We start from the raw sequence: 25,181 nt of genomic DNA on the forward strand, positions 1-25,181 counted from the left end.
TTCGACTCGCGATGAACACACCCTCTTACCCGCTTGCCGCCATGGCGCCCGCCACTCAAGAAGATGACGGCTTTAACGTACGCGAATACGTTGACATACTGCTGGACAACAAATGGCTAATCGGTACTGTCACAGCGCTCGCTATCGCTATCGGCGTGGCTTACGCGCTGTCTGCGAAACCCGTTTATCAGGCCAACATTCTGATCCAGGTGGAAGACTCGGCAGGGTCCGCGCAGAGCTTCCTCGGCGAGGCGTCAAGCTTGTTCGATGTCAAGACGCCCGCCACAGGTGAGATAGAAATCATCCGGTCGCGCATGATCATCAGCCAAGCAGTCGAAAACACCAGGTTGTTTATCGACGCGCAACCGCGTTATGTCCCGCTGATCGGCAACTGGTTAGCGCGGCGCGCTACCACTCTGTCGGAGCCTGGTTTCATGGGCTTGAGCGGATACGTGTCTGGCACCGAATCGATCGACGTGGCGCAGTTCGACGTCGGAGCGCAGATGGAGTCCGTCGACTTCACCCTCACGGCCGGAGATAACGGCGCCTACGCACTTGTTGCCGACCACATGGGCGAACCCTTGCAGGGACAGGTGGGACAGCTGCTGGAATACACGGGTCCCCACGGACCGGTCCGGTTGATGGTGGCTGATCTTCAGGCCAAACCAGGTGCGCAATTCAAGCTGGCACGCACCTCGCGGCTTGGCGCAATCGAGTCCCTGCAGGAAAGACTGCAACTGGCAGAACGCGGCCGGCAGTCCGGCGTCATTGCGGCTACCTTGCAAGACAATGACCCCGTCAAGCTTGCCACCATACTCAACGAAATCGGGCGGCAGTATGTCCGTCAGAACATTGAACGGAAAGCTGCCGAAGCACAAAAGACGCTGAGTTTCCTGGACATGCAATTGCCCCAATACAAGCTGCAGCTGGAGCAGTCAGAGGATGTCTATAACCGCTATCGCAATCAGAAGGGCACAGTAGCGTTTGACGAGGAGGCCAAACTGATTCTTGGCCAGACGGTCGACCTCCAGACCAAGCTGATGGATGCGCAGCAACGCCGCCGCGAGCTCGAACCCCGCTTCACGGGCAAACACCCGGCGATCCAGACCCTGGATGCGCAAATTGCTGCATGGACGCGCGAACTCAACGCCATCAACGGCCGCATCCGAAACATGCCTGAAACGCAGCAAGATGCACTGCGGATGGAGCGCGACGTGAAAGTGAACAGCGAGCTATATCAATCGCTGGTCAACAATGCCTTGCAATTAAGGCTGGTCAAGGAAGGCAAGATTGGCAATGTCCGTCTGCTGGATGAAGCCCAGCTCGCCGAGATTCCCGTCAAGCCGCAAAAAGGGCTGGTCATCGCGCTAGCCGCAGTACTCGGACTATTTGCCGGAATCGGCCTGGCCCTGCTGCGCAACGCATTTTTCCGTGGAATTCGAAGTCCTCAGGAAATCGAAATCAGCACTGGTTTGAACGTGTACGCCACGATTCCGCTGAGCACAGCGCAAGCGTCGTTGCTCAAGCGAACTGCCACGTCGCCCGTCATCGCTGGTTCGGCACAAACGCAGCTGTTGATCGCAGCCGCACCGCATGATCCTGCCGCAGAAAGTCTGCGCAGCCTGCGTACCGCCCTGCAGTTCGCGATGCTTGAGAGCGTCAACAATCGCGTCATCTTCACGGGCGCCACTCCTGGCGTCGGCAAGAGTTTTCTGTCATCCAACTTCGCGGGCATCATGGCCAATGCGGGAAAACGTGTCCTTCTGGTCGACGCCGATCTACGAAAAGGTACCGTGCACGAGTACGTCGGACTCGGCCGCGCGAGAGGGATGTCGGAACTGATTGCAGGACAGATCACACTGAATCAGGCAACGCATCGTGAGGTGCTTCCAAACCTGGATGTCATCACCACCGGCGTGCTGCCACCCAACCCCGCCGAACTGCTCATGTCCGAATCATGCACACGGCTACTTTCCGTATTTTCTGACACCTATGATCTGGTGATCATCGACACGCCCCCCGTCCTTGTTGCCGCGGATACTGCAGCTCTCGCGACGCATGTCGGGACAATCCTGTTCGTGGCGCGTGCGGACAAAACACAGATGGGCGAGGTGCTGGAAAGCGCGAAACGGCTTTCGCATGGGGGCGGGGCCATCACAGGAGTTATCTTCAACGCGATGGACATGTCACGCCGGCACTATGGGACGTACAACTACCGGTACGGTGGTTACCGGTACCAGCAATACAGCTACGGTGACGCTGCCTCTACATCAACCAGCTTGAAATCTCGAGCATGACCCGCCGCGTGGCGCCGGTATGCGTCGCGCTGAATCGCGCGGCCGCTTCCCGCATGCGCATGCGGTCGTCCGGTTGCTCGAGCAATTGCAGCGCCAGGCGCCAGGCATCCGCGGCGTCCTGGGCCCGCAATGCGGCGCCGGCTTCGATCGCGTTTTCAGAGGCCTGCGCAAAGTTGAACGTGTGCGGGCCCACGATCACGGGCACGCCACAGGCGCTGGCCTCGATCAGGTTCTGCCCGCCCAGCGGCGCAAAGCTGCCCGCCACGATCGTCACGTCGGCCGCGGCGTAGTAGAACGGCATCTCGCCCAGGCTGTCGCCCACCAGCACCTGCACGTCGCTGCTCACATCGCGTGGCGCAGGCAGGCCCTGGATGGCGGACCGCCGCTTCATGCGCAGACCGGACCCGTCCACCATGGCGGCGACTTCATCGAAGCGTTGCGGGTGCCTGGGAATCAGCACCACCAGGGGCTCGACACCGTCTTGCGTGCGGGGCGGCGCGGCAATGGCTTTAAGGAAATCGCCCTCTTCGCCTTCGCGGGTGCTCGCAATGGCGATCACCGGCCGCGCCAGTCCCGGATTCCAGGCCAGGCCCGCATCCAATTGATCGGGTGGCAGGCGCAAGTCGAATTTCAGGTTGCCCACCACTTTGGGCGACCTGGCGCCCAGCTGGGTCAGGCGATCCGCGTCTTCCTGGGTCTGCGCCAGCACCTGGTCCAGGCTGCCAAAGGTCTGCCGCGCCAGACTGGCCAGCCGCAGGTTCTTGCGTAGCGACGCTTCCGACATGCGCGCGCTGACCAGCGCCAACGGCACGGCGTAATGCTTGCCCGCGCGGATCAGATTCGGCCAAACCTCGGTCTCGATCAGCAGCCCGCAACGCGGCGTGAAGTAGCGGAAGAAGCGGCGTACAGCGCCGGGCAGATCGTAGGGCAGCCACACCTGCCGTAGGCGGCCCTGGGCGATGGCGGTCGCGAACAGGCGGGACGCCTCGGTGCGGCCGGTCGCCGTCATGTTGGTCAGCAACACGGGCAGGCCGCGTTCAAGCAGGGCTTCGATCAGCGGCTGGGCTGCGCGCGTCTCGCCCAGGCTGACGGCGTGCACCCACACCGGGGCCGCACGGAAATCATCATTGCCCGGCTTGGGCATGGCCTTGCGATAGAACCCAAAGCGTTCAGCCGGAAAGACGCCATACAAGGGCTCGCGCTTGGCGCGGCGCCAGATCTTCAGCCAGATGAAGGGCGTGAGCAGACGCCACAACGTCGAATAGACGAACCGCCACAACGCAGCGGCCATCACGCGTCGGGCTCCGTGTCGTCGTTGATGGCAACGACAGGCCGCGGGTGCGTGGCTTCGGCAGGCAGGGCGCGCCCCACGGCGGCCAGGACTTCTTCACGCGTCGGCGGCGTGCCGGGGCCACCCAGGCAGGCAATGAAGCCCGACCCGGTCACCGGCGCCAGGGCCGGGTCGTAGTCGCAATAGATGCCGATGGTGGGCCGGCCCAGGCCGCCCGCAAGGTGCGTCAGGCCGCTGTCCAAGCCCACGAACACCGATGCGCCGGCCAGCACTTCTGCGGCCTCTCGTAGCCCCATGCGTGGCAGCGCGCGGGCACGCGGGACCGCATCGGCCAGACGCTGCGCGCGTTCCAGTTCTTCTTCGTTGCCAGCAAACAGGTACGGCGCATAGCCCGCCACTTCCAGGCGCAGCAGGACGGCCTTCCAGTATTCCTCGGGCCACAGCTTGGTCTCGCGGCTGGCCGACGGCATGATCGCCGCGTAGCGCGGCGGCATGCCAGGACGGCGGCCGACCTTAAGGCCGAATTCCGGCGGGCCTTCCAAGGCATAGCCCAGGGACTGGGCCGCGAGCAAGCGCATGCGCGTGACGGCGGACTGCTGGAACACCACACGGTGACGAAAACGATAGAACAGCGCCGCCAGCGGTTCGCGGGCCGACCGGAAGTCGCAGCCGTGCAGCGGGCCATTCACATGGCGAGCCAGCAGGGCGGACTTGACCAGGCCTTGCAGGTCGATCACGCAGTCGTAGCGATGCTTGCCGACACGATGCCAGAAGGCCGCACGTTCTTCGCGCGTTTCGGCCGAAAACCAGTTCTTGCGCCAGCGCCGCAACGCGACCGGGATCACGTCGGCCACCTGCGGATGCAAGGCAGGAATGGCCGTGAACGACTCTTCAGCCACCCAGTCGATGACTGCGCCAGGAAAATGGCGAGCGATATCCGACACGGCAGGCAGCGCGTGCACGATGTCGCCCATTGAAGACGTTTTGACGAGAAGGATGCGGGGCACGGGAAAGCCGGCGAAAGCACAAAAGCGGAAAGCCGGATTGTAGCCGCTATGCTCTGGCGGCTGCGCCGGCGGGCGCCCTGCCGCCCCCGCCGTGTCTACGAAATTCGCAGGAAACCGCGCCCTATCTGGCGCGATCCGCCATTCAACGTGCCGACATCGTCGAACCACCGCCCAACGGCACGTTCATCGACAGCATCAGGCTGAAAGCGTCATTCGTGTTGCCGTGCACGCTACGCAGCACGGTCACGCCGGCCTTGAACGTGGCCGGTTTGAGCATCCAGCTGTAGGCGAATTCGCCACCGTAGAACTTGTCGGACCGGTCGAAGGCCTGATTGATGGGCAGGCTGGAGCGATTGACCTGCGCATGCAGGATCTTGGCGCTGTAGCGTGAAAAGTAGCGATAGTCATCGGGCACGACCGTCACGCCGCCGGACAGCAGTTGTCCATCGCCGCCAATGGAATGGCCGATCGGCAACTGGTCGTGGTACAGGCCGTTGGTGTAGCTGCCGTGGTTGTAGGCATAGCCACGCAGTCCGTCTTGCAAGCCGAACAGGCGCCGCGCGGTGGTGTCCGCCGCTTCCGCATACCACTGCATCCGCGTCGTGCCGACCATGTGCTTGAACTGGGCGCCCACCTGGCCCAGATAGCGCGACGGCAGCCCGCCGGCCTCATCTTCACCCGTCAATTGGGTGTAGATCGTCAGGGGATTTCCGGCGAGCGAAAAGGTGTACCGCGCATCAATGCCGGACAGCTCATTACTGGGATCCGTGCCGATCGCGTTGGGGTCGTCAATATTCGAATTGCCCGTGACCGCGTCCCAGACTGCACCCAGGTTGTTCGGACGGCCCTTGCCGCCGAACTGGATGAAGCGCGAAAGTCCGATCTCCAAGCCCTGGACGGGCCGTGCAAACGCACGCATGTTCAGCACCTTGGCCTGCGGGACGGCGGTGTTGTGCTGCATCTGGCCCACGAACAGGTCATAGCCCCACGGGCCGATCCACGACAGCCACTTGTTCTCGAACGCCGTCTGCGCGCCGCGTTGCAAGCCGATGCCCGGAATGGCCGTGGCCGCGTTGCCCCAGTTCAGGCTGCCGTCCTGGCCCGGGCCCCAGAAGTGCGCCAGCTGGCCCACGTACAGCACCTGGCCCAAGGCCGCTGCCGCCGCATAGCTGCCTTCCAGGTTGACGTTGGATTGCCGGTTGGTGATCGTGTCGGCCAAGCCATTCACCTGCACCTTGCCCGCGAATCCTTCCGTGCTGGCCTGGCCGTAGGCGCCTACGCCCGCACGGGCACGTGTCGTGGCGTCAAAGCCCAGCTGCGGCACCCGGTCGGTGTTAAGGCCTGCCGTCACGCCCACGAACGATCGCCGCTGTTGAGCTACATAGGATTCCACCGCTGCCATGGCATGTTGATCCCCCCGCGACATGTTCGCCACACGCCGGGACGCCAAGGCCGATTCAAGCGCAGAAAGAGGCATGGGCCACGTCGAGGTCGTCAGGTCGATGATGCCCCGATCGATCAGCCACTGGATGTCGTCGCGCAAGGATTGATTGCCAGCCTCAACCATCACTGCGGTCTGCGCGAAGGCAGGTGGGGACACGCTGAAACTTCCGACTGCCGAGCACATGGCAATAGGCAGGAGCAAAGATTGCGTGACGTTCAGGGGACGGCGCCGCACGGGCGTACGGACGATAGATCGGGAGTTTTTCGACATGGGCGGAGCGCTTTTTCTAACGATGGCCGAAGCCATGGACGCCAGAAGCTAGCACTATTTGGGATTCAACTACGTAGTGCTACGTCATCGGATGTAAGCCCTCACGCATCGCACGCAGCTGCGAAGCGATGGGCCAGATCGCGAAGCACGAACACGGCCATGCGCCTAAATCTACTCATCAATCGCGCTCCATTTGAACTGTCAAACAGTTGCAATTTCGTGTCCTGAACTACGTCGTCTTCCCAATGTAATATTCCGGCCGCGCAGGGGAAAATTACGCATTGCGCATCGTTTGATGACAGGCGTTTGAACGCCGATCTTTAAGCCGCCTGATCACACCAGAAGCGGATGGAGCACAGTATGAAAAGACTTTGGATACTCGCCGGTTTGCTTACGGCATTCAGCGTGTCGGCCGCGACAACTCTCACTAAAACCTACACCGCAGTCAGCGCCTACCCCGCCGGGGCGTGCACCATTGCCGCGAACAATGCGGATCGCGATAGCCGCATGTGGATGCAACAGGGCTGGAGCCAGGCATCACAAACGCAGTGCTCGTGTCAGAACGCGGGCCTCGAATATCGCTGCGGGATCGACGTGACCTACTGGAGGCCGTGAACACGAAGTACCGAATATGAAAAAAGGCGTCCGATCGGACGCCTTTTCTACCTATGCGCGCTGCGCATCAGTTACTTCCACTCATCCACCCAATGGGCAGTCGACACGTCGTGCGGCTTGGTTTTCCCACCGTTCAGTTCTTCGGCAATACCCGTGGCCAACACCTTGCCATACTCCACGCCCCACTGATCGAACGGATTGATACCCCAGACGATTCCTTGCACGAACACCTTGTGTTCATACAAGGCCAGCAAGGCGCCCAGACTCTGTGCTGTCAGACGCGGAAGCACCAGCAAGGTCGACGGGCGACCACCCGGATGCACCTTGTGGCGCGCCAGCCAGGCTGCACGTTCCGGATCCGATTCCGTCTTGGCTACTTCAGGCAACAGCGTGTCGAACGACTTGCCACGCAGCAGCGCTTCGCGTTGCGCCAGACAGTTGGCCAACAGCAAACGATGATGCTCGGCAAACGTGTGATCCGCTTCGCGGCACACCACGAAATCGACGGGCGTCGGATCCGTGCCTTGATGCAGCCACTGGAAGAACGTGTGCTGCGCATCGGTACCGGACACGCCCCACACCAGCGACCCGGTCGGCACGCTGACAGGCCGGCCATACACGTCCACCGACTTGCCCAGCGATTCCATATCCAGTTGCTGCAGATACGGTGCCAGGTTCGTCAGGCGCGCGTCGTACGCGGCAATGTTGAGCGACGGATAGCCGAACACATTGCGGTTCACCAGCGCCGTCAATGCAAGCTGCACGGGTGCATTCTCGCTGATCGGTGCGCTGGCAAAATGGGCGTCCATCTCGGCCGCGCCTTGCAGCAGACCATCCAGCGTCTCGACACCCAATGCCAACGCAATCGGCAAGCCGATCGACGACCACACCGAATACCGGCCGCCCGCCCAGTCCCACAGTTTGAAGACGTGGTCTTCGGTAATGCCCAGCTTGGCAGCACCCGCCACGTTCGACGTGACCGCCACCATATGCGCATTCACATCCTGCACGCCGCCGGCGCGCAGCCATTCGATCGCGCGTTCGGCATTGCGCAGCGTTTCGATCGTATTGAACGATTTCGACGACACGATAAACAGCGTGTGCAGCGGATCCAGGCCCAACAAGCCGGACTCGATTGCGTGACCATCGATGTTCGACACAAAACGCATCTCGCGCCGCGTGCCGGCATTGCCCAGTGCACTGACGACCAGACGCGGGCCCCAGTCACTGCCACCAATGCCGATGTTCACCACATGCTTGTAGCGCCCTTCCGCGTCCGCCCGGCGAACGAAGTTGCGCACACGTTCACGCTCCGTCGCCACCTGGTCGGCCACGCGCAGCGATGCGTCGGCGCTGCGCAAGGCGGTGTGCCAGGCGGGGCGCGCTTCGGTGCAATTGGCCATGCCGCCTTCCAGCAAGCAGGCGCGCGCAGGGTCGAAACCGCGCTCAAGCAGCAAGGCTTCACCCGCCGCCATCAAGGCCGGCGACTGCGCCTGCGCGCTCAGGTCAACCGCCACGTGCGGCGCCTTGACGATCCGCAGCGTCGCGGCTGTCAGGTCCGCATGCTGCGCCGACACGACGAACTGCCGCCATGCCTGCGTATCCGCCAACGGCGCGGGCGCAGGGTTCGCATCCCACAAGGGGGTCGTTGCGCCCGTATTCCTATCCGCAGTGACTGCGTCATTCGATCCCGACATCCTTCGAGACCTCAGAAAGGCAGCACAGCATCGGGGGCCACACGCAGCAGCTGCGAGCGGAAGTCAGCCTGGATGCGCGCCATGGCGGCGTCATCGTCGGCTTCGAAGCGGATCACCACCACAGGCGTGGTGTTCGAAGGACGGGCCAACGCAAAGCCGTCCTTGTATTCCACTCGTACGCCGTCGATCGTGATGACTTCACGCGCACCGGCAAACTTGCCTTGCTCGTTCAGACGCTTCACCACATTGAACTGCTCGCCTTCGGCCGTTTCCAGCTTGAGTTCAGGCGTCGACGTGGCGCAAGGCAAGGCCTCGAGCACGGCCGATGCGTTGGCGCTCTTCGACACGATCTCGAGCAGACGCGCGCCCGTATACAGGCCGTCGTCAAAACCGAACCAACGTTCCTTGAAGAAGATGTGGCCGCTCATCTCGCCTGCCAGCGGTGCACCGGTTTCCTTCAGCTTGGCCTTGACCAGCGAATGGCCCGTCTTCCACATCAGCGGCTTGCCGCCCGCGGCGCGAACTTCTTCGGCCACATACCGGCTGCACTTCACGTCGTAAATGATTTCAGCGCCAGGATTGCGCGACAGCACGTCACGTGCGTACAGAATCAGCTGACGATCCGGCCAGATGATCTCGCCGCCCTTGGTCACCACGCCCAGGCGGTCGCCGTCGCCGTCGAATGCCAGGCCCAGTTCGCAATCCGTTTCTTCCAGGCAGCGGATCAGGTCTTCCAGGTTGTGCGGGTCGGCCGGGTCTGGATGGTGGTTGGGGAAATTGCCATCCACATCGCAGAACAGCTCGGTCACTTCGCAACCCAGCGCACGGAACAGACGCACCGCGGCCGGACCAGCCACGCCATTGCCGCAATCCACGGCAATCTTCATGGGGCGCGCCAGCTTCACGTCGCTGACGATGCGTTCCAGATATTCAGGCACCACGTCCACTTCGGTACGCGTGCCGCGGGCATGCGTCGTCTGCGGGGTGTTTTCCAGCATGTGCGTACGCAAGCCAGTGATGGCGTCGCCATACAGCGTCACGCCAGCCATCATCATCTTGAAGCCGTTGTACTCAGGCGGATTGTGGCTGCCGGTAATGGCCACGCCCGTACCCGTCTGCGTCGTGTTCGCGGCAAAGTACACCAGCGGCGTCGGCACCATGCCCACGTCGATCACGTCGACGCCACCGGCCAGCAGGCCTTCCTGCAGCGCGTCCGACAGATCAGGACCGCTCAGGCGACCGTCACGGCCGACCACGACAGCCTTTACGCCGGCTTCGTGCGCGGCATTGGCCAGCGACGCGCCCAGGCGCCGTGCAAATTCAGGACTCAGGGGTGACGGAACAACCCCGCGGATGTCATAGGCCTTGAACGCCGAAGCGGCAATATCGATGGTTCCATCAGCAGCGTTAGCCCCCACAAAATTCCCCTGAGTATGTTGTATGTAAAGACGGCGATTATCCACGATAGGCGCGGCAATCGGCACGCATGGAGTAACGCCCGGTTACTTGGAACTCAGGGTTACTCCGTAAAGTCCCATACTAAGCGGAAGAGCAGTTGATGCGCCTCGTCCAGATGCCCGACTGGGTTGACCGAGGCTCTACGGATGGGCAATAAAGGAGGCATGAAGCATTTGCGAAAAATCTATTTTCTGGCCGCGTTCGCGTTCTTCGCGTTGATGATCGGCATCGGTTCGATTCCCAACCAGGCGAACGAACTGTCCTCGATCATCCCGGACAAAGTGCTGCACATGGTGGCCTACGGCATCCTGGCCGGGCTGCTGTACCTGGGCCAGTCCCCCAGCAATCGATTTCGCGGCCGGATCGCCGTTGCGGCGATCGGCCTTATGGGCGCCCTCGACGAAGGCGTTCAGTCCATGTTCACGTACCGCACCCCCAGCTGGTCGGACTGGTTCTGCGACATCGCCGCGGCCCTGATCGCCGTCGGCCTGCTGCGGCTGATGGAATCGCGGCGGTCGTACCAGCCGGGATAATCGGTCCGCCAGGATGACCCGTCATCCGCCGAGATGTATGTACCGCCAAGACATAAAACAACAGGCCTGTCAGTGATGACAGGCCTGTTAGTTTCAGCAGTATGACGATGTGCGCCAACAACGCTGGCGACTCGTCGAAGGCCTGAGCGGGGCTATCTGCCCCTCATTTGCAAGGCATCCATTCCGTGATGTTGTCCCATCGCGGATTCATCTTGGACACGCTCACCCGCAGGGTTTCAGGTGTCGTAATGTTCACCTGCAGCCGGTCTTCCAGCACATTGGTCACCACGCCCCGAGCAATCCGTGTCGATGTTGAGCCCTGCGTGGTAATCGAGCACACCTGCGTGCCCGGCACGCCAATTACCGGCAACAACACCTTCATCGCCCGCTGACGTTGCACCATGGCGGGTGGCGCCGGGTCGATCGGCACACCGCCAAAGAAATTGGTTTCCATGCGGATGTTGTCCGGCGCAAAGATATATACGCCCTTGCCATGCCGCCTGTCTGCCACCCACAGGCCTTCGGAGCGGTCGCCACGCCACGAGGACGCTTCACCAAAGATGTAGGTGCCCGGGCCCTCGCGGGCATCGAATACCCAGCTACCGTTGTATTCGTCACCATTGGCGTAGACCTTGCGGCCGAGCCCTTCCTTGCTGCCACCCTTGAAGGTGCCGTTGTAATAGGCGCCGGAAACGCCACGCGCCACGCCGTGGCCTTCGGCATAGCCGTCCTTGCAGCCGCCTTGGTAGGAAACTTGCAATTCGGCGTCCCACACCTTGCAGGTGGGTGCGGGAGGCGGCGGGGGTGAGGGGGGGGCAATCGGCGCCTGCTGTAGTGCCGGCGCAGTACCCGGTGCAGGCGGTGCCGCGTCGGGCAACGGAATTACCTGCGCCGTCGCCAACGACCCCGTCAACAAAATAGCCGCAGCCACGCCAGTGACCCGCGTTGCGAAAAGAACGACCTTCATGGCGCGTCCTCCCCGATCAGATCGCTGAAGCTGCGCAGGCCATCGCCTTCCGTCGCGTTCTGCAGCATGCCGCGTTCGAACTGGTCATACAGATCGCCTGGCGACCGAACCATCGCGCCCACGTCACGCGTCCAGGGCTGCAGGCTGAAGTTCGCCGCCGCACCCGTGTCCGTTGCCAGCATCGTTGCCAACGGAATGCGCATGAACACACCCTTGTCGCGGTAAGGCGACTCGGGCGACCCCGGGCTTTGAATGTCATGCCCGTTCGTCACGGTGTACCAGACACCCACTTCCATGCCGGACTTGAACGTGCGCTTGATCTCGCCGCGCACGCCTTCGTCCCCAGCCAGGAAACGACCGCCCCGGGCAGTCACCGTCACACCATCCAGCCACGGCACCCGATGGTGCACCGACATCAGATAGGTGTTAGTCCGGTAATCCAGAAAGCCCGTGCCCTTGTAGTCACGCTGCTTGAGCATGTCGAACGACCCGTCCACCGCCCAGCGCGAACCCGGCGCAACCCACAAGGCCTGCACACCTGCGCCACCAAACATTTCTTCGTAGATACCGGCAGACGCGCGCGTGTAGATACGCTCCGCAGGCTGCCAGTAGCGATGCAGCAGCGCCCGGTCCAGCTTAATCTTGGACGCGCGCTTGTACTTGGCGGCATCGCTACGTACATGGGGCAATTCGGAATTCGATTCCTGCACCACGTCCGACACGTTTTCCGACAGCACGGTGCGAATAGTTCCGTCCGCCCACCATCCCTGCGCGATGCGCACACGTGCCGCGAAGTCCAGGCCAACGTCGTACTTGAACGCACCGCTGGGGTCGTTCAGGTAGGTCGAGAAGTACGGGCTGATCTGGAATCGGCTCTGGTCATACGATTCGCGGCGGAAGTTGAACAGGTTGCCATCGCGGTTGAACGCAAAATTGGCCTTGGGCCGCTCGTATGCCACGGCATCCAGCACTTCGTCGATGTCCGACGCCTGGGCAGCGGTTTTCGGCGGAGCCGCATAGCGGATGTCGACGTGGGCAGCCAATGCTTCACGTGTCGTCAGGCCTGCAAAATAGCGCTGAAGTACTTCAGCGTTGCTGAACCGATAAGTGACACCGGCCAGGTCCTGATTCTCCCAGGTGATCTCCATCGCCTTTGTCTCAAGCGGTGCATAGGCCAGCGCAATACGCGCCGCGCGGCCGATACCGCGAGACTGATAGCGGAACCGCTCGCTGGTCAATGACAGCACCATCGTGCCATTGCGATACGCCAGCTTTACGTTGCGAAAGCCTTCGTCATGGAGGGTCGCCAGCATGCCTTGGCGGTAACCGCGATCCTGGTCCCACTGGGCCGCTGTGGGCCGTGGAGAGTCGCTGTACCAGGCGCCCTTCGCCAAGGGGCCCACTTCGTTGATCTTCGGGATGAATTCTCGGGCCTGGAACGGAATCGAAAAGTAGGCAGCGACCGAGGGCTTGCCGTACTGCGAGCCCAACTGAAGGGTAAAGGGCCCCTTCGTATACTCCACCGCGGCATTCCATTTGCCCACCGGCCGAGTATTGACCCCTGACTCAGCCGAGGCAAAGTCGCGCGCAAAATTGGTGGCGTCCCGCTCAACGACCAGACGCCAGTTGGGAAGGGCCTGGGGGGAAAATCGCACCCCTCCGAAAGCCCCATCCAGACGCTTGCGGCCATAGCCTGCGCTGACGTCGAACACACCGACGCCATTGACGCCGAACTTCTTGTTCGCCACGACAAATTCGCTGGCAAAAATCCCTGTGCCCGTGCCCCGGTCATCCATCCCGACGGCAAACTGCGGCAGCCAGCCGATGCCGAAGGCACCCTCTTCCAACAGGCGCACCTTGGCGCCTACCGACTTGTCTTTGAAGCTGCCGTAGTCAGGTCCCAGTCCGCCGTCGACGCCAGCGATCTGGGTGTATCTGGCCGTCGCTTCCAGCCAGGGCATCGCCTGCAAGCTGAAAAATCCGGCCGTATAAGGTGACGCATGGGTAACGCCGATCCGGAACACGCCGTCGTCCTGCATGCGTGCAGAGGGCGTGTTGATAAGACCGGTAAGTCCGTTCTGAGCGGCTTGAGCCCATAGGGAGCACGGAACGAGCGCCAACAGGCACGCGAGGTATCCCGAGCGTCGTCTAGCCAAAGTTAGATTGCCCAACCGAAACCACCAAAAGAAAACCGGCAAAGAAAAGGCGGCCGAAGCCGCCTGTCGCGCAGAAGCAAGCTACCGCGCTATCCGCGTTGCCGCAGATTAACGGCCAGCGTGGTGATGGCTGGTCGTCGTGTCGCTCGAACCCGAGGCAACAGCGGCGATGGCGATGCCAACAGCCAACACGCCACCAGCGATAGCAGCGCCGGACACGCCAGCAATGCCGCCGGTACCTACGCCACCAGCAGCGGAGCCGCTGTTAGCTGCAGGTGCAGCAGGTTGTTGAGCAACAGCAGCAACGCTGAACAGAGCAGCAGCCGCGAATGCAGCGATCTGGGTCAGTTTCATGGGTAAATCCCCCTATTAGTTGAACAGCACCCCGCTGGACAGCGACGCGCATACACGGAAATCCGAGTGTTGATCATACCGGGGAACCCCTCAAGCGTAAACATGACGCGTAAGCCGGAAGGGCTAGACCATCAGATATTTTGTATCAGATACCGCTAAGCAACATCCCCACTGGCGCGGTAGCCATCGGGATTCTGCCGCTGCCAGTTCCACCCGTCCCGGCACATGTCTTCCAGGGAACGCTCAGCCGTCCAGCCAAGCAACCGATGCGCTTCGGACGCATCCGCCCAGAACTGGGGCAGGTCGCCGGCACGGCGATCCATCATCGCCAGGGGGATCTCTTTGCCGGAGGCTTGTTCAAAGGCCTTGACCATCTGCAAGACGCTGGTGCCCTGCCCGGTACCCAGATTGACGGGAAGGAACCCTTTCTGCTCGGCCGCGACTTTCACGGCCTTGACATGACCCACCGCTAGATCCACCACGTGAAGATAATCACGCACGCCCGTTCCGTCCACCGTGTCATAGTCATTTCCAAAAACTCGCAGGCGTTCGAGTTTTCCTACCGCGACCTGGGTCAGGAAAGGGAAGAGATTATTGGGCAAGCCCTTGGGATCCTCACCCAACTGTCCGCTTGGATGCGCACCGATCGGATTGAAATACCTGAGCGTGACAGCCGAAAAGGAAGGATTGGATGCGCAGACGTCGGACAACATCTGCTCAACCATAAACTTCGTCCAGCCGTATGGGTTGGTGGGCTTTTGCGGATGCTGTTCGGTATAGGGAAGAAATTGAGGATCGCCGTACACCGTTGCCGAGGAACTGAATATGATGGCGTTCACACCCGCGGCCAGCATGGCCGACAGCAACGTACGGGTACCGCCCACGTTATTGTCGTAATAACGCAAGGGATCTTCTACCGACTCGCCCACCGCCTTGAGCGCTGCAAAGTGAATCACCGCGGCAATGGCGTCGCCGTCCTGCGCGGCATCTTTGAATACCTTGTCGAGCGCCGCCTCATCACGAATGTCCGCTTTGACAAATGGCACCTCGACGCCTGTCAGCGATTTGACGCGCCTGAGCACTTCGATATCGCTGTTCGACAAATTGTCCAAGACAATCGGGGCATATCCCGCGGCAATTAATTCCACCAAGGTATGGCTGCCGATATAACCTGCGCCGCCCGTCACCAACAACTTCTTCTGCATTTTTCATCCGTCCCGAATTAGGCTTGATGATATTCGATGGTTTGCAGCCTAAACACCACAGTCACTAAGACCTACATCCCCACACGTCCCTCGCATGCAGTCGCAATGACATGGACGGGGGCAACGACGTCCCGGTCTCTACAGCCAAGGGATGATGGTACTTTCCCGATGCCATTGCCTGGCCTGCCTGTCAACTCGATGGACCGAGCCGTTTCACTATGTTGCAATCACTGTCTCGGCCGTGGGAACCATACGAATTACGTTCTAGGCTAAAATCCGTTGTTGCAAAGAGGCGCTCCTTGGGTGAGCGCTTTTATTGCTTATGGGTCACTACGAGAGCGCCTGACACGTTCTCAGCGACTGGCAGCAGTGGTGTTGTACCTGAACTGCCGCGGCCCGCGACACATTGCTGCTCCGACTACCGGCGATTCGCGGATGAGATCGTTGTGAAATTACTAGGCGTCAGCGTGCGTCGATGGTTTGAGACCTCACTATGAAAGCAGAACTATTCAGTCCTTTACAAAGCGGCTCGCGGCTAAATGCGCGATGGATTAACAAGTACGCTTTGTGCCTGACCGACTTGGTGAGTTTCCTGACAGCTTTCGGCTTGGGTGCCCTTGCTCTCGCAACGGCAACGTCTGCTGGTTTTTCGTCCGGCTGGATCGGCATTAACAGCAGCAATATATTTTCCCCCCTGGTTACGCATGCCGCATTTGTTTTCTCGGCCGTTCTCTGGTTCTGGGGAAGCGCCCGGCATTATGCGTACAGAAAACCCTTCTGGAGCGAGTTGCACGAGGTGCTGTCCACGCTTGTGCTGGTCGCTTTCCTCGAACTGGCATTCATTGCCCTGATCGGCTGGCAATTTTCTCGAATCTGGTGGTTCACGACGTGGGCCACCGCGATGGTATGCGTGCCCTTGGGCCGCTGGGCGATCAAAACCATCCTCACCGGCGCGGGTTATTGGAAAAAACCGACGCTGATCGTAGGCACCGGGGAAAACGCCAAGGAAGCGTGCCTGGCGCTGCGCAGCCAGCCGCTGATGGGACTCGATGTCATCGCCTATGTGTCGCCGGCAGAATCGCTTGGTTCCCAGACACTCACCAGCGTCCCGATCCTGAACGGTTTCAACGCCAGCAGTTTCAACCTCCTGGCCGACGTCAAGGTTGTGATCGCGCTTGAACACCACGAACACCATCTGCGCGACCGTTGGATCCGGGACCTGACCCGACACGGCATTCGGGATATCTCGGTGATCCCAGCCATGCGCGGCGTGCCGTTGTATGGCGCCGAAATGTCTCACTTCTTCAGCCACGAAGTGCTGATGCTTCGCCTGAACACCAATTTGAAGCGTACGGCGTCGCGGGTGATCAAGCGCTCGTTCGATATTGTTTTCTCTTCCCTCCTGCTTCTGCTTCTTTCGCCCGTGCTGGCGTACTTTGCCTACAAGGTGCGTGAAGACGGCGGAAACGCCTTCTACGGCCACACTCGCATCGGCCAGAACGGCAAGAAATTCAGCTGCCTCAAGCTGCGATCGATGGTGCTGAATTCAGAAGAAGTCCTTCGGAATTTGCTCGCCAACGATCCGGCAGCACGCGAAGAATGGAATCTGGACTTCAAGCTTAAAAACGATCCGCGCATTACCAAGATCGGTGGTTTCCTCCGTCGAACCAGTCTTGACGAATTGCCCCAGCTCTGGAATGTGTTGAAGGGCGAGATGAGCCTGGTCGGACCGCGTCCGATCGTCGAGGCCGAACTGGCGCGGTATGCCGACGACGCCGACTACTACATGATGGTCAAGCCCGGCATGACCGGTCTCTGGCAGATCAGCGGACGCAACAATATCGACTATGCAACGCGCGTCTATCTGGATGCCTGGTACGTGAAGAATTGGTCGCTCTTTTATGACGTCGCCATTCTTTTCAAGACCGCTGGCGTCGTGCTGCAGCGGGACGGAGCCTACTGAGGCTTGCCTCGATCGCCGGCGGATTCCCGACGGATCCGTCAAATTTTCAACAAACACATCGGCACGACTGCGCTGATGTGTCGCACAACCCGAACGGTCCATTCATATCCAAGCAATGAGCTACCAGCCCAAAAACATTCTCGTCACTGGCGGTGCCGGATTCATCGGTTCCAATTTCGTGCGCTACCTCCTTGGCGCTGCCAAAGACGTCAACGTGGTCAACCTTGATCTGCTGACCTATGCGGGCAACCCAGACAACCTCAAGGGGATGGATGGCGAAGAGCGTCATACCTTGGTGCAAGGCGACATTTGCGATCGCGCGCTGGTAGATCGGCTGCTTCGCGAACACAGCATCGATACCGTGGTCCACTTTGCTGCCGAAAGCCATGTCGACCGTTCGATTACTGCCCCTGGTGAATTCGTCAGAACCAATATCGAGGGCACGTATTGCCTTCTGGAAGCCTGCCGTCAGTTCTGGCAGACCGAGCAGAAACTCGACAAGGAAACGCTGCAGCAAACGCGCCGTTTCCACCACATTTCGACCGACGAGGTGTACGGCACGCTGGAGCTCGACGATCCAGCCTTTACCGAAGAAACGCCGTTTGCGCCCAATTCGCCGTATTCGGCAAGCAAGGCTGCCAGCGATCACTTGGTCCGGGCCTATTTCCATACGTATGGTTTGCCAGTCACGACGACCAACTGCTCGAACAACTACGGCTTCTACCACTTTCCGGAAAAGCTGATTCCGTTGGTCATCCTGAATGCGCTGGGACAAAAGCCGCTGCCGATCTACGGCGATGGCAAGAACGTCCGCGACTGGTTGTTCGTTGCCGATCACGCCAGCGCGATCCATCGCGTGATCGAATCCGGTCGCCTTGGTGAAACGTATAACGTTGGCGGCTGGAACGAAAAGACTAATCTGGAAGTCGTCGACACGATCTGCTCGCTGCTGAACGAACTCAAGCCGCGCGAAGACAAGGTTTCCTACACCGAACAAATTACGTTCGTGAAAGACCGGCCGGGGCATGACCGCCGATACGCCATCGACGCCACCAAGCTCGAGCGTGAACTGGGCTGGCGCCCGGCCGAAACGTTCGAAACCGGCATGCGCAAGACCATCGAGTGGTATCTGGCAAACCAGCCCTGGTTGAATAACGTGGTCAGCGGCGACTACCGCAAATGGGTGGAAAAGCAATATGGCGCTTGAGTCCCCTACCCTGCTTGTGATTGGCCAGAAGGGTCAGCTCGGCTTCGAGCTGATGCGCGCGTTGCAACCGTTGGGTCAGGTCGTCGGCGTCGATCGGTCGACGTGTGATCTTGCCGATGCTGCGGCGGTCGACAACCTTGTCGCGACGCTTCGGCCCGACGTCATCGTCAACGCGGCCGCCTACACCGCTGTCGACAAGGCGGAAAGCGATCAGGACAAGGCCTACCTGGTCAACGCCAATGCAGTCAAAGCGCTTGCCCAGTCGGCTGCGAAGGTCGGCGCATTGCTGGTGCACTATTCGACCGACTACGTGTTCGATGGGTCCAAAGCCAGTGCCTATACGGAAGACGATGCAACCAGCCCGGTCAACGTCTACGGCGCCAGCAAGCTGGCAGGCGAACAGGCTATTGCAGCCGAACTTCGCGAACATCTGATCTTTCGCACGACGTGGGTCTTTGGGGCACACGGCGGCAATTTTGCAAAGACGATGCTGAAGCTGGCGGGCGCGCGCGAAAGCCTCAACGTCATTGCGGACCAGCATGGCGTGCCGACCAGCGCGGCGCTGATTGCGGACGTCAGCGCGCACATCGTTGCGCAGTATTTTGCTGCCCGCAATGCTGGCACGGCGTCGGGCACCTTCCCGTTTGGCCTGTACAACCTCACGGCCAAGGGCGAGACCACGTGGCATGCCTATGCCTCCAAGGTCATTGCAGAAGGCATTGCAGCAGGGCTGGAACTGAAGGCAGCGCCCGAGCGCGTCCATCCCATCCCGACCTCGGACTATCCCACACCCGCCAAGCGTCCGCACAACTCCCGGTTGTCGTGCGACAAACTCGAGTCGACCTTCGGAATCCGCCTTCCTGACTGGACCGTGCATGTCGAAAGCACCGTCAAACTTCTTGCAGAGCTAAAACAATGATCAAGGCAGCAACGTCCCCCACCCGCAAGGGCATCATCCTGGCGGGTGGCTCCGGCACGCGCCTGTACCCGATCACGCAGGCGGTGTCCAAGCAGCTGATGCCTATCTACGACAAGCCGATGATCTATTACCCGTTGGCCACGTTGATGCTTTCCGGTATCCGCGACATCCTGATCATTTCGACGCCGCAAGACACGCCACGCTTTTCAGACCTGCTGGGCGACGGTTCGCAATGGGGCCTGAATATCCAGTATCAGGTCCAACCATCGCCGGACGGTCTCGCGCAAGCCTTCGTGCTGGGCCGCGAGTTCGTGGGCAACGCGCCTTCGTCATTGATCCTGGGCGACAACATTTTCTATGGTCACGACCTGGTCAAGCAGCTGGAAAGCGCGAACGCCCGTACGGACGGAGCTACCGTTTTCGCCTACCACGTGCACGATCCGGAACGCTACGGCGTCGTTGAATTCAACGATGAATTCCGGGCGCTCAGCATCGAAGAAAAGCCAGTCAAGCCGCGCAGCAACTACGCGGTCACGGGGCTCTACTTCTACGACAACACCGTGTGCGACATCGCTGCCGACATTGCACCATCGCCGCGTGGTGAATATGAAATCACCGATGTCAACAAGCGCTATCTTGAAAACAAGTCGTTGAACGTCGAGATCATGGGGCGCGGGTTCGCGTGGCTGGATACCGGCACCCACGACTCGTTGCTCGAAGCCAGCAGCTTCATCGCGACGCTGCAAAAGCGGCAAGGGCTGATGGTTGCCTGCCCGGAAGAAATCGCGTTCCGCAACGGCTGGATCGCCGCCGATGACGTCGCGAAGCTTGCAAAGCCCCTGGCCAAGAATGGCTATGGCCAGTATCTCCAAAAACTTATCGCCGGCTGATCATGCCCTACACCGTAACTGCCACCGATCTTCCTGAAGTCCTGATCCTGGAGCCGAAAGTTTTCGGTGATTCCCGCGGGTTTTTCTACGAAAGCTTCAACGCTCGCGACTTTGAAAAATGCACCGGACTGAACAAGGAATTCGTTCAGGACAATCACTCGAAATCGTCCCGCAACGTGCTGCGCGGTTTGCACTACCAGATCCAGCATCCGCAGGGAAAGCTGGTGCGGGTGGTCGAGGGTGAAGTGTTCGACGTCGCAGTGGACCTGCGCAAGAGCTCGCCAAATTTCGGCAAGTGGGTCGGCGTCACGTTGAGCGCGGAAAACAACCGGCAGCTGTGGGTGCCCGAGGGCTTCGCGCACGGCTTCGTGGTGGTATCGGAAAACGCGCAATTCTTGTACAAGACGACCGACTACTGGTACCCCGAGTTCGAGCGTTCGCTGCTCTGGTCTGACGCCTCGGTCGGGATTCAATGGCCACTTTCCGGCGAGCCTTCGCTTGCGGCAAAAGATGCCAACGGCAAGCCCCTGGGCGACGCTGATTGCTTCGAATGACGGCCATCGGCCGATAACAGATAACTTGAGAACTGAACGATGAAAGCTGTCATTCTTGCCGGTGGTCTCGGCACCCGTATTAGCGAAGAAACCTCCGTCAAGCCCAAGCCGATGGTCGAAGTGGGCGGCAAGCCCATTCTCTGGCACATCATGAAAATCTATTCCCACTATGGGATCAACGATTTCGTGATCTGCTGCGGCTACAAGGGCTACGTGATCAAGGAATACTTTGCCAACTACTTCCTGCACATGTCGGACGTGACGTTCGACATGTCGACCAACCAGATGGAAGTGCATCAGCGCTTCGCGGAATCCTGGAAGGTCACCCTGGTCGACACGGGCGAAAACTCCATGACGGGCGGCCGCCTGGGCCGCGTCAAGGACTACGTCAAGGACGAGGAAGCGTTCTGCTTCACCTACGGCGACGGCGTGGCGGACGTAAACATCGGCGAATTGGTCGAATTCCACAAGCAATCGGGTACCAAGGCGACGCTTACCGCGACCTATCCTCCGGGCCGGTTTGGCGCCCTTGATATCCGCGGCGACAAGGTCAAATCGTTCACGGAAAAGCCCAAGGGCGACGGCGGTCTGATCAACGGCGGCTTCTTTGTCCTGTCACCGAAAGTGCTGGACCTGATCACCGGCGATGACTGCGTGTGGGAACGCGAGCCCCTGGAAGCCCTGGCGGCTGAAGGTGAACTGGCAGCCTACGCACACGACGGATTCTGGCAGCCCATGGATACCCTTCGCGACAAGGTCCACCTCGAAGAACTCTGGCAATCCGGCAAAGCGCCCTGGAAGAAGTGGTAATGAATCCGACATTCTGGAAAGGCAAGCGGGTCTTCATGACCGGCCACACGGGGTTCAAGGGAAGCTGGCTGTCGCTTTGGCTGCAATCCTTGGGCGCCGAAGTGACCGGCTTCTCGCTGGCCCCCGACTCCGAGCCGAATCTGTTCCAACGCGCGAACGTTGCAGAAGGCATGAACTCGCAGATCGGCGATATTCGTGACCTCGCAGCCATGCAGGCAGCAATCAAGGCCGCGCAACCCGAGATCGTCATTCACATGGCCGCCCAGGCCCTGGTGCGTTATTCCTATGTGAACCCGGTTGAGACCTACGCGACCAACGTCATGGGTACGGTGCACTTGCTTGAAGCGGTCCGCCAGACCGAAGGCGTGAAGGCCGTTGTGATCGTGACCAGCGACAAGTGCTACGAGAACAAGGAATGGCTCTGGGGCTACCGTGAAAACGAGCCGATGGGCGGATACGATCCCTACAGCAACAGCAAGGGATGCTCCGAACTCGTCACCAGCGCCTATCGCAACTCGTTCTTCAATCCCGACGACTACGCGCGCCACGGTGTTGCCGTGGGCAGCGGCCGTGCAGGCAATGTCATCGGCGGCGGCGACTGGGCCCAGGATCGGCTCATTCCCGACATGATGCGGGCGATCGCGGCCGGGCAATCGGTGCATATCCGCAGCCCCCACGCCATCCGTCCGTGGCAGCATGTGCTGGAGCCGCTCAGCGGTTACCTGACGTTGGCAGAGCGCCTGTACAACGAAGGCGTCACGTTCGCCGACGGCTGGAACTTCGGCCCTGAAGATTCGGATACGCAGCCCGTCCAGTGGATCGTCGAACGTCTCACGTCAACCTGGGGCGCCGGCGCAAGCTGGGAGCTGGACAAGAACCCGCAGCCTCATGAAGCCACTTTCCTGAAGCTGGACTGCTCGAAGGCCCGCAGCCAGCTCGGCTGGCGGCCGCAGTGGACCTTGCCTATCACGATCGACAAGATCGTCGAATGGTTCAAGGCCGCTCAGCAAGGCGCCGACATGCGCGCGCTGACCCTTACCCAAATCGATTCGTATCAAACATCCCTTTTGAAGGCATGAGAGCACCATGAGCAAAGAACAGATTCGCGAGCAAATCATCCAGCTCGTCGGCCAATATGGTGCCTTGTCCACCGCTGCGAAAGAATTCGTACCGGGCGTGTCCGTCGTCCCCCCGTCGGGCAAAGTCATTGGCGCGCCAGAACTCCAACTGATGGTCGATGCGTCCCTCGACGGATGGCTCACCACCGGCCGCTTCAACGACATGTTCGAAGCCCGCCTGGCCAAGTTCCTTGGCGTCAATCACGTCATGACGGTCAACTCGGGTTCGTCCGCCAACCTGGTTGCCTTTTCGACCCTGACGTCCCACAAGCTGGGCGACCGTGCCGTCAAGCCAGGTGACGAAGTCATCAGCGTGGCTGCGGGCTTCCCGACCACCGTCAACCCGATCCTGCAATTCGGCGCCGTGCCGGTGTTCGTCGACGTCAAGATGGGTACCTACAACGCCGACGCGTCGCTGATCGAAGCGGCCATCACGCCCAAGACCAAGGCGGTCATGATCGCCCACACGCTGGGCAACACGTTCGACCTGGACACGGTCGTCGCGCTGTGCAAGAAGCACAATCTGTGGCTGATCGAAGACTGCTGTGACGCACTGGGCACCACGTACAACGGCAAGGTCGTCGGCACCTTCGGCGACATCGCCACGCTGAGCTTCTACCCTGCGCACCACATCACGATGGGCGAAGGCGGCGCCGTCTTCACGAACGACTACGAACTGAAGATGATCGCCGAATCCTTCCGTGACTGGGGCCGCGATTGCTACTGCCCCCCAGGCAAGGACAACACCTGCAACAAGCGCTTCTGCTGGAAGCTCGGTACGTTGCCTGAAGGCTACGACCACAAGTACACGTACTCGCACCTTGGCTACAACCTGAAGATTTCGGACATGCAGGCTGCCTGCGCGCTTGCGCAGATGGACCGTCTTGAAGGCTTCGTGCAAGCCCGCAAGGACAACTTCGCCTACCTGACCGAAAAGCTCAAGAGCTGCGAAGAGTTCCTGATCCTGCCGGAAGCAACCGAGAAAGCCGATCCATCGTGGTTCGGCTATCCGATCACCGTTAAGGAAGACGCCGGCGTAACGCGTCTGGACCTGACGACCTACCTGGACCAGAACAAGATTGGCACGCGTCTGCTGTTCGCGGGCAACCTGACGCGCCAGCCGTACATGCTGGGCCGCAACTTCCGCATCTCTGGCGAACTGACCAACACCGACCGCATCATGAACCAGACGTTCTGGATCGGGCTGTACCCAGGCCTGTCGCGTGAAATGCTCGACTACACCGTCGAAAAGATCGAAACGTTCCTGGGCGTGAACTTCTGATAACGGAACATGCCGGGCTCAATGCCCGGCAGGATTTGACGAGCGGAAAACAAGTGACTGTCAGCAGCATCGCGGAAGACGATTTCAAGCACATCCTGGAGCATGGTGAAGGGGTGTGGGAAGCGCTGAGGGGCAAGTCCATCTTCCTCACCGGCGCAACCGGCTTCGTCGGCAAGTGGATGCTTGAAGCGCTTTGCCGGGCGAACGATATTTACGGCCTCGGGGTGAAAGCCACCCTGCTGACGCGTCGGCCTTCGGCCTTCACGACTGAAGCGCCGCACCTTGCCCGGCATGCTGCCATCGAACTGCTTGAGGGTGACGTCCGCACCTTTCCGGCTGACGGGCTTCCCTCATTCGACTACATCGTTCACGCTGCCACGGACGTGTCCGCGGACGCAAGTCCAGCAGCGCATCTCGACGTGTTCGACGTAAACCTGACGGGCACTCGCCGCGTCCTCGACCTGGCGCGGCGAGGAGGCTGCGAGGGACTGCTACTGACAAGTTCCGGCGCGGTCTACGGCAGCGTTCCTCCGGACATGAGCCTGACGCCGGAAACCTACCTGGGCGGCCCTGATCCGATGCGGCTCGCGTCGGCTTATGGACTCGGAAAAAAGAGTTCGGAGTGGATGGCAACCGCTTACGACAGCGCTTACGACATTCCTGTAAAGATCGCCCGGATCTACGCCCTTGTCGGACCCTACCTTGCGATCGACAAGCACTTTGCCATTGGCAATTTCATCAAGAACAAACTGGCATCCGAACCTATCGTGATCCAGGGGGACGGTACTCCTTTCAGATCCTACTTGTACGCAGCCGATCTGGCGTTGTGGCTCTGGACCATCCTTGTCAAAGGCAAGCGTGCCGAGGCCTACAACGTGGGGTCCGACATGCCGATTTCCTTGGGGGATCTGGCGGCTCGGGTCGCGAAGGCGAGCGGAGCCGTTGTACCTGTCCACATCCGGCAGACTCCGTCTCCTGCAGCACCGGCGCAGCAATACGCGCCTGACATCACGAAAGCACGCGATGACCTGGGTCTGGCGGTCCGTGTCTCGCTCGATGATGCGATTGAAAGAACACTTGCCTGGCATCGCGCAGGTGGCACGCGTGCCGCCTGAGTACCAGAAGCCCGACATCGGAATGATCA

At 60.5% G+C, this 25,181-nt stretch carries 20 protein-coding genes; 11 read left to right on the forward strand and 9 right to left on the reverse strand.

The window, feature by feature from the left end; genetic code table 11:
• Positions 1-11: 11 nt before the first annotated feature.
• Positions 12-2,297, forward strand: coding sequence for a polysaccharide biosynthesis tyrosine autokinase (locus HD883_RS13015; protein ID WP_179584794.1), 2,286 nt, complete (start codon positions 12-14; stop codon positions 2,295-2,297).
• Here the strand turns inward: HD883_RS13015 and HD883_RS13020 are convergent.
• From HD883_RS13020 to HD883_RS13040, 5 genes are all read right to left on the reverse strand, one after another.
• On the reverse strand, positions 2,266-3,588 hold the full coding sequence (locus tag HD883_RS13020) for a 3-deoxy-D-manno-octulosonic acid transferase (RefSeq protein WP_373563362.1): 1,323 nt from the start codon (positions 3,586-3,588) through the stop codon (positions 2,266-2,268). The two genes, HD883_RS13015 and HD883_RS13020, sit on opposite strands and share 32 nt — an antisense overlap.
• Positions 3,588-4,595, reverse strand: a complete 1,008-nt coding sequence (gene waaC, locus HD883_RS13025; protein ID WP_179584793.1) for a lipopolysaccharide heptosyltransferase I — start codon at positions 4,593-4,595, stop codon at positions 3,588-3,590. The genes HD883_RS13020 and waaC overlap by 1 nt, the downstream gene beginning before the upstream one ends.
• 142 nt (positions 4,596-4,737) lie before the next feature.
• On the reverse strand, positions 4,738-6,195 hold the full coding sequence (locus HD883_RS13030; RefSeq protein ID WP_179584791.1) for a capsule assembly Wzi family protein: 1,458 nt from the start codon (positions 6,193-6,195) through the stop codon (positions 4,738-4,740).
• An 800-nt stretch (positions 6,196-6,995) separates the two neighbouring features.
• Positions 6,996-8,621 (reverse strand): glucose-6-phosphate isomerase, encoded by a 1,626-nt coding sequence (gene pgi / locus HD883_RS13035; protein WP_179584789.1) that lies wholly within the window; start codon positions 8,619-8,621, stop codon positions 6,996-6,998.
• A gap of 11 nt (positions 8,622-8,632) precedes the next feature.
• Positions 8,633-10,039 (reverse strand): phosphomannomutase/phosphoglucomutase, encoded by a 1,407-nt coding sequence (locus tag HD883_RS13040; protein WP_373563363.1) that lies wholly within the window; start codon positions 10,037-10,039, stop codon positions 8,633-8,635.
• A gap of 204 nt (positions 10,040-10,243) precedes the next feature.
• Between HD883_RS13040 and HD883_RS13045 the strand changes: the two genes are divergently transcribed.
• The gene (locus tag HD883_RS13045) at positions 10,244-10,612 is read left to right on the forward strand and encodes a VanZ family protein (protein ID WP_179584787.1); all 369 of its coding nucleotides are present in this window, start codon (positions 10,244-10,246) and stop codon (positions 10,610-10,612) included.
• Between the two features lie 163 nt (positions 10,613-10,775).
• On the opposite strand, the gene HD883_RS13050 is transcribed toward HD883_RS13045, so the two are convergent.
• The 4 genes from HD883_RS13050 to galE form a co-directional block, all read right to left on the reverse strand.
• Complete coding sequence (locus tag HD883_RS13050) at positions 10,776-11,372, reverse strand: hypothetical protein (protein ID WP_218863152.1); 597 nt, start codon at positions 11,370-11,372, stop codon at positions 10,776-10,778.
• 203 nt (positions 11,373-11,575) lie between these two features.
• Positions 11,576-13,777, reverse strand: coding sequence for a YjbH domain-containing protein (locus HD883_RS13055; protein ID WP_306456306.1), 2,202 nt, complete (start codon positions 13,775-13,777; stop codon positions 11,576-11,578).
• A 66-nt stretch (positions 13,778-13,843) separates the two neighbouring features.
• Entirely contained in the window at positions 13,844-14,089 is a 246-nt protein-coding gene (locus HD883_RS13060; RefSeq protein ID WP_179584781.1) for a hypothetical protein, read from the reverse strand.
• A gap of 155 nt (positions 14,090-14,244) precedes the next feature.
• The gene (gene galE, locus HD883_RS13065; protein WP_179584779.1) at positions 14,245-15,294 is read right to left on the reverse strand and encodes a UDP-glucose 4-epimerase GalE; all 1,050 of its coding nucleotides are present in this window, start codon (positions 15,292-15,294) and stop codon (positions 14,245-14,247) included.
• Between the two features lie 493 nt (positions 15,295-15,787).
• Here galE and wbaP point away from each other — a divergent pair, with 493 nt between their 5' ends.
• From wbaP to HD883_RS13110, 9 genes are all read left to right on the forward strand, one after another.
• Positions 15,788-17,257 carry an undecaprenyl-phosphate galactose phosphotransferase WbaP gene (wbaP, locus tag HD883_RS13070; RefSeq protein WP_179584777.1) on the forward strand — a complete coding sequence of 490 codons (1,470 nt, stop codon included), beginning with the start codon at positions 15,788-15,790 and terminating at the stop codon, positions 17,255-17,257.
• A 115-nt stretch (positions 17,258-17,372) separates the two neighbouring features.
• Positions 17,373-18,464, forward strand: a complete 1,092-nt coding sequence (rfbB, locus tag HD883_RS13075) for a dTDP-glucose 4,6-dehydratase (protein ID WP_179584775.1) — start codon at positions 17,373-17,375, stop codon at positions 18,462-18,464.
• Entirely contained in the window at positions 18,454-19,383 is a 930-nt protein-coding gene (gene rfbD / locus HD883_RS13080) for a dTDP-4-dehydrorhamnose reductase (RefSeq protein ID WP_179584773.1), read from the forward strand. The genes rfbB and rfbD overlap by 11 nt, the downstream gene beginning before the upstream one ends.
• On the forward strand, positions 19,380-20,273 hold the full coding sequence (gene rfbA, locus HD883_RS13085; protein ID WP_179584770.1) for a glucose-1-phosphate thymidylyltransferase RfbA: 894 nt from the start codon (positions 19,380-19,382) through the stop codon (positions 20,271-20,273). Before rfbD ends, rfbA begins: the two co-directional genes overlap by 4 nt.
• A gap of 2 nt (positions 20,274-20,275) precedes the next feature.
• Positions 20,276-20,827, forward strand: a complete 552-nt coding sequence (gene rfbC, locus HD883_RS13090) for a dTDP-4-dehydrorhamnose 3,5-epimerase (protein WP_179584768.1) — start codon at positions 20,276-20,278, stop codon at positions 20,825-20,827.
• 39 nt (positions 20,828-20,866) lie between these two features.
• Complete coding sequence (rfbF, locus tag HD883_RS13095; RefSeq protein ID WP_179584766.1) at positions 20,867-21,637, forward strand: glucose-1-phosphate cytidylyltransferase; 771 nt, start codon at positions 20,867-20,869, stop codon at positions 21,635-21,637.
• Positions 21,637-22,716, forward strand: a complete 1,080-nt coding sequence (gene rfbG, locus HD883_RS13100) for a CDP-glucose 4,6-dehydratase (protein WP_179584765.1) — start codon at positions 21,637-21,639, stop codon at positions 22,714-22,716. Before rfbF ends, rfbG begins: the two co-directional genes overlap by 1 nt.
• A gap of 7 nt (positions 22,717-22,723) precedes the next feature.
• Positions 22,724-24,037 (forward strand): lipopolysaccharide biosynthesis protein RfbH, encoded by a 1,314-nt coding sequence (rfbH, locus tag HD883_RS13105; protein ID WP_179584763.1) that lies wholly within the window; start codon positions 22,724-22,726, stop codon positions 24,035-24,037.
• A gap of 53 nt (positions 24,038-24,090) precedes the next feature.
• On the forward strand, positions 24,091-25,152 hold the full coding sequence (locus tag HD883_RS13110) for an NAD-dependent epimerase/dehydratase family protein (RefSeq protein WP_179584761.1): 1,062 nt from the start codon (positions 24,091-24,093) through the stop codon (positions 25,150-25,152).
• Positions 25,153-25,181 lie beyond the last annotated feature (29 nt).

It is taken from the genome of Pigmentiphaga litoralis, from assembly GCF_013408655.1.
Taxonomy (GTDB): Bacteria; Pseudomonadota; Gammaproteobacteria; order Burkholderiales; family Burkholderiaceae_B; genus Pigmentiphaga; species Pigmentiphaga litoralis_A.

Excerpts from the sequence above, each read along its gene's own strand:
- HD883_RS13020 (WP_373563362.1), bottom strand. The coding sequence starts at position 3,588 with ATGGCCGCTGCGTTGTGGCGGTTCGTCTATTCGACGTTGTGGCGTCTG.
- rfbD (WP_179584773.1), top strand. The coding sequence starts at position 18,454 with ATGGCGCTTGAGTCCCCTACCCTGCTTGTGATTGGCCAGAAGGGTCAG.
- rfbH (WP_179584763.1), top strand. The coding sequence starts at position 22,724 with ATGAGCAAAGAACAGATTCGCGAGCAAATCATCCAGCTCGTCGGCCAA.
- HD883_RS13015 (WP_179584794.1), top strand. The coding sequence starts at position 12 with ATGAACACACCCTCTTACCCGCTTGCCGCCATGGCGCCCGCCACTCAA.
- wbaP (WP_179584777.1), top strand. The coding sequence starts at position 15,788 with ATGAAAGCAGAACTATTCAGTCCTTTACAAAGCGGCTCGCGGCTAAAT.
- rfbF (WP_179584766.1), top strand. The coding sequence starts at position 20,867 with ATGAAAGCTGTCATTCTTGCCGGTGGTCTCGGCACCCGTATTAGCGAA.
- rfbC (WP_179584768.1), top strand. The coding sequence starts at position 20,276 with ATGCCCTACACCGTAACTGCCACCGATCTTCCTGAAGTCCTGATCCTG.
- HD883_RS13045 (WP_179584787.1), top strand. The coding sequence starts at position 10,244 with ATGAAGCATTTGCGAAAAATCTATTTTCTGGCCGCGTTCGCGTTCTTC.
- rfbB (WP_179584775.1), top strand. The coding sequence starts at position 17,373 with ATGAGCTACCAGCCCAAAAACATTCTCGTCACTGGCGGTGCCGGATTC.
- pgi (WP_179584789.1), bottom strand. The coding sequence starts at position 8,621 with ATGTCGGGATCGAATGACGCAGTCACTGCGGATAGGAATACGGGCGCA.
- rfbG (WP_179584765.1), top strand. The coding sequence starts at position 21,637 with ATGAATCCGACATTCTGGAAAGGCAAGCGGGTCTTCATGACCGGCCAC.
- rfbA (WP_179584770.1), top strand. The coding sequence starts at position 19,380 with ATGATCAAGGCAGCAACGTCCCCCACCCGCAAGGGCATCATCCTGGCG.
- HD883_RS13060 (WP_179584781.1), bottom strand. The coding sequence starts at position 14,089 with ATGAAACTGACCCAGATCGCTGCATTCGCGGCTGCTGCTCTGTTCAGC.
- galE (WP_179584779.1), bottom strand. The coding sequence starts at position 15,294 with ATGCAGAAGAAGTTGTTGGTGACGGGCGGCGCAGGTTATATCGGCAGC.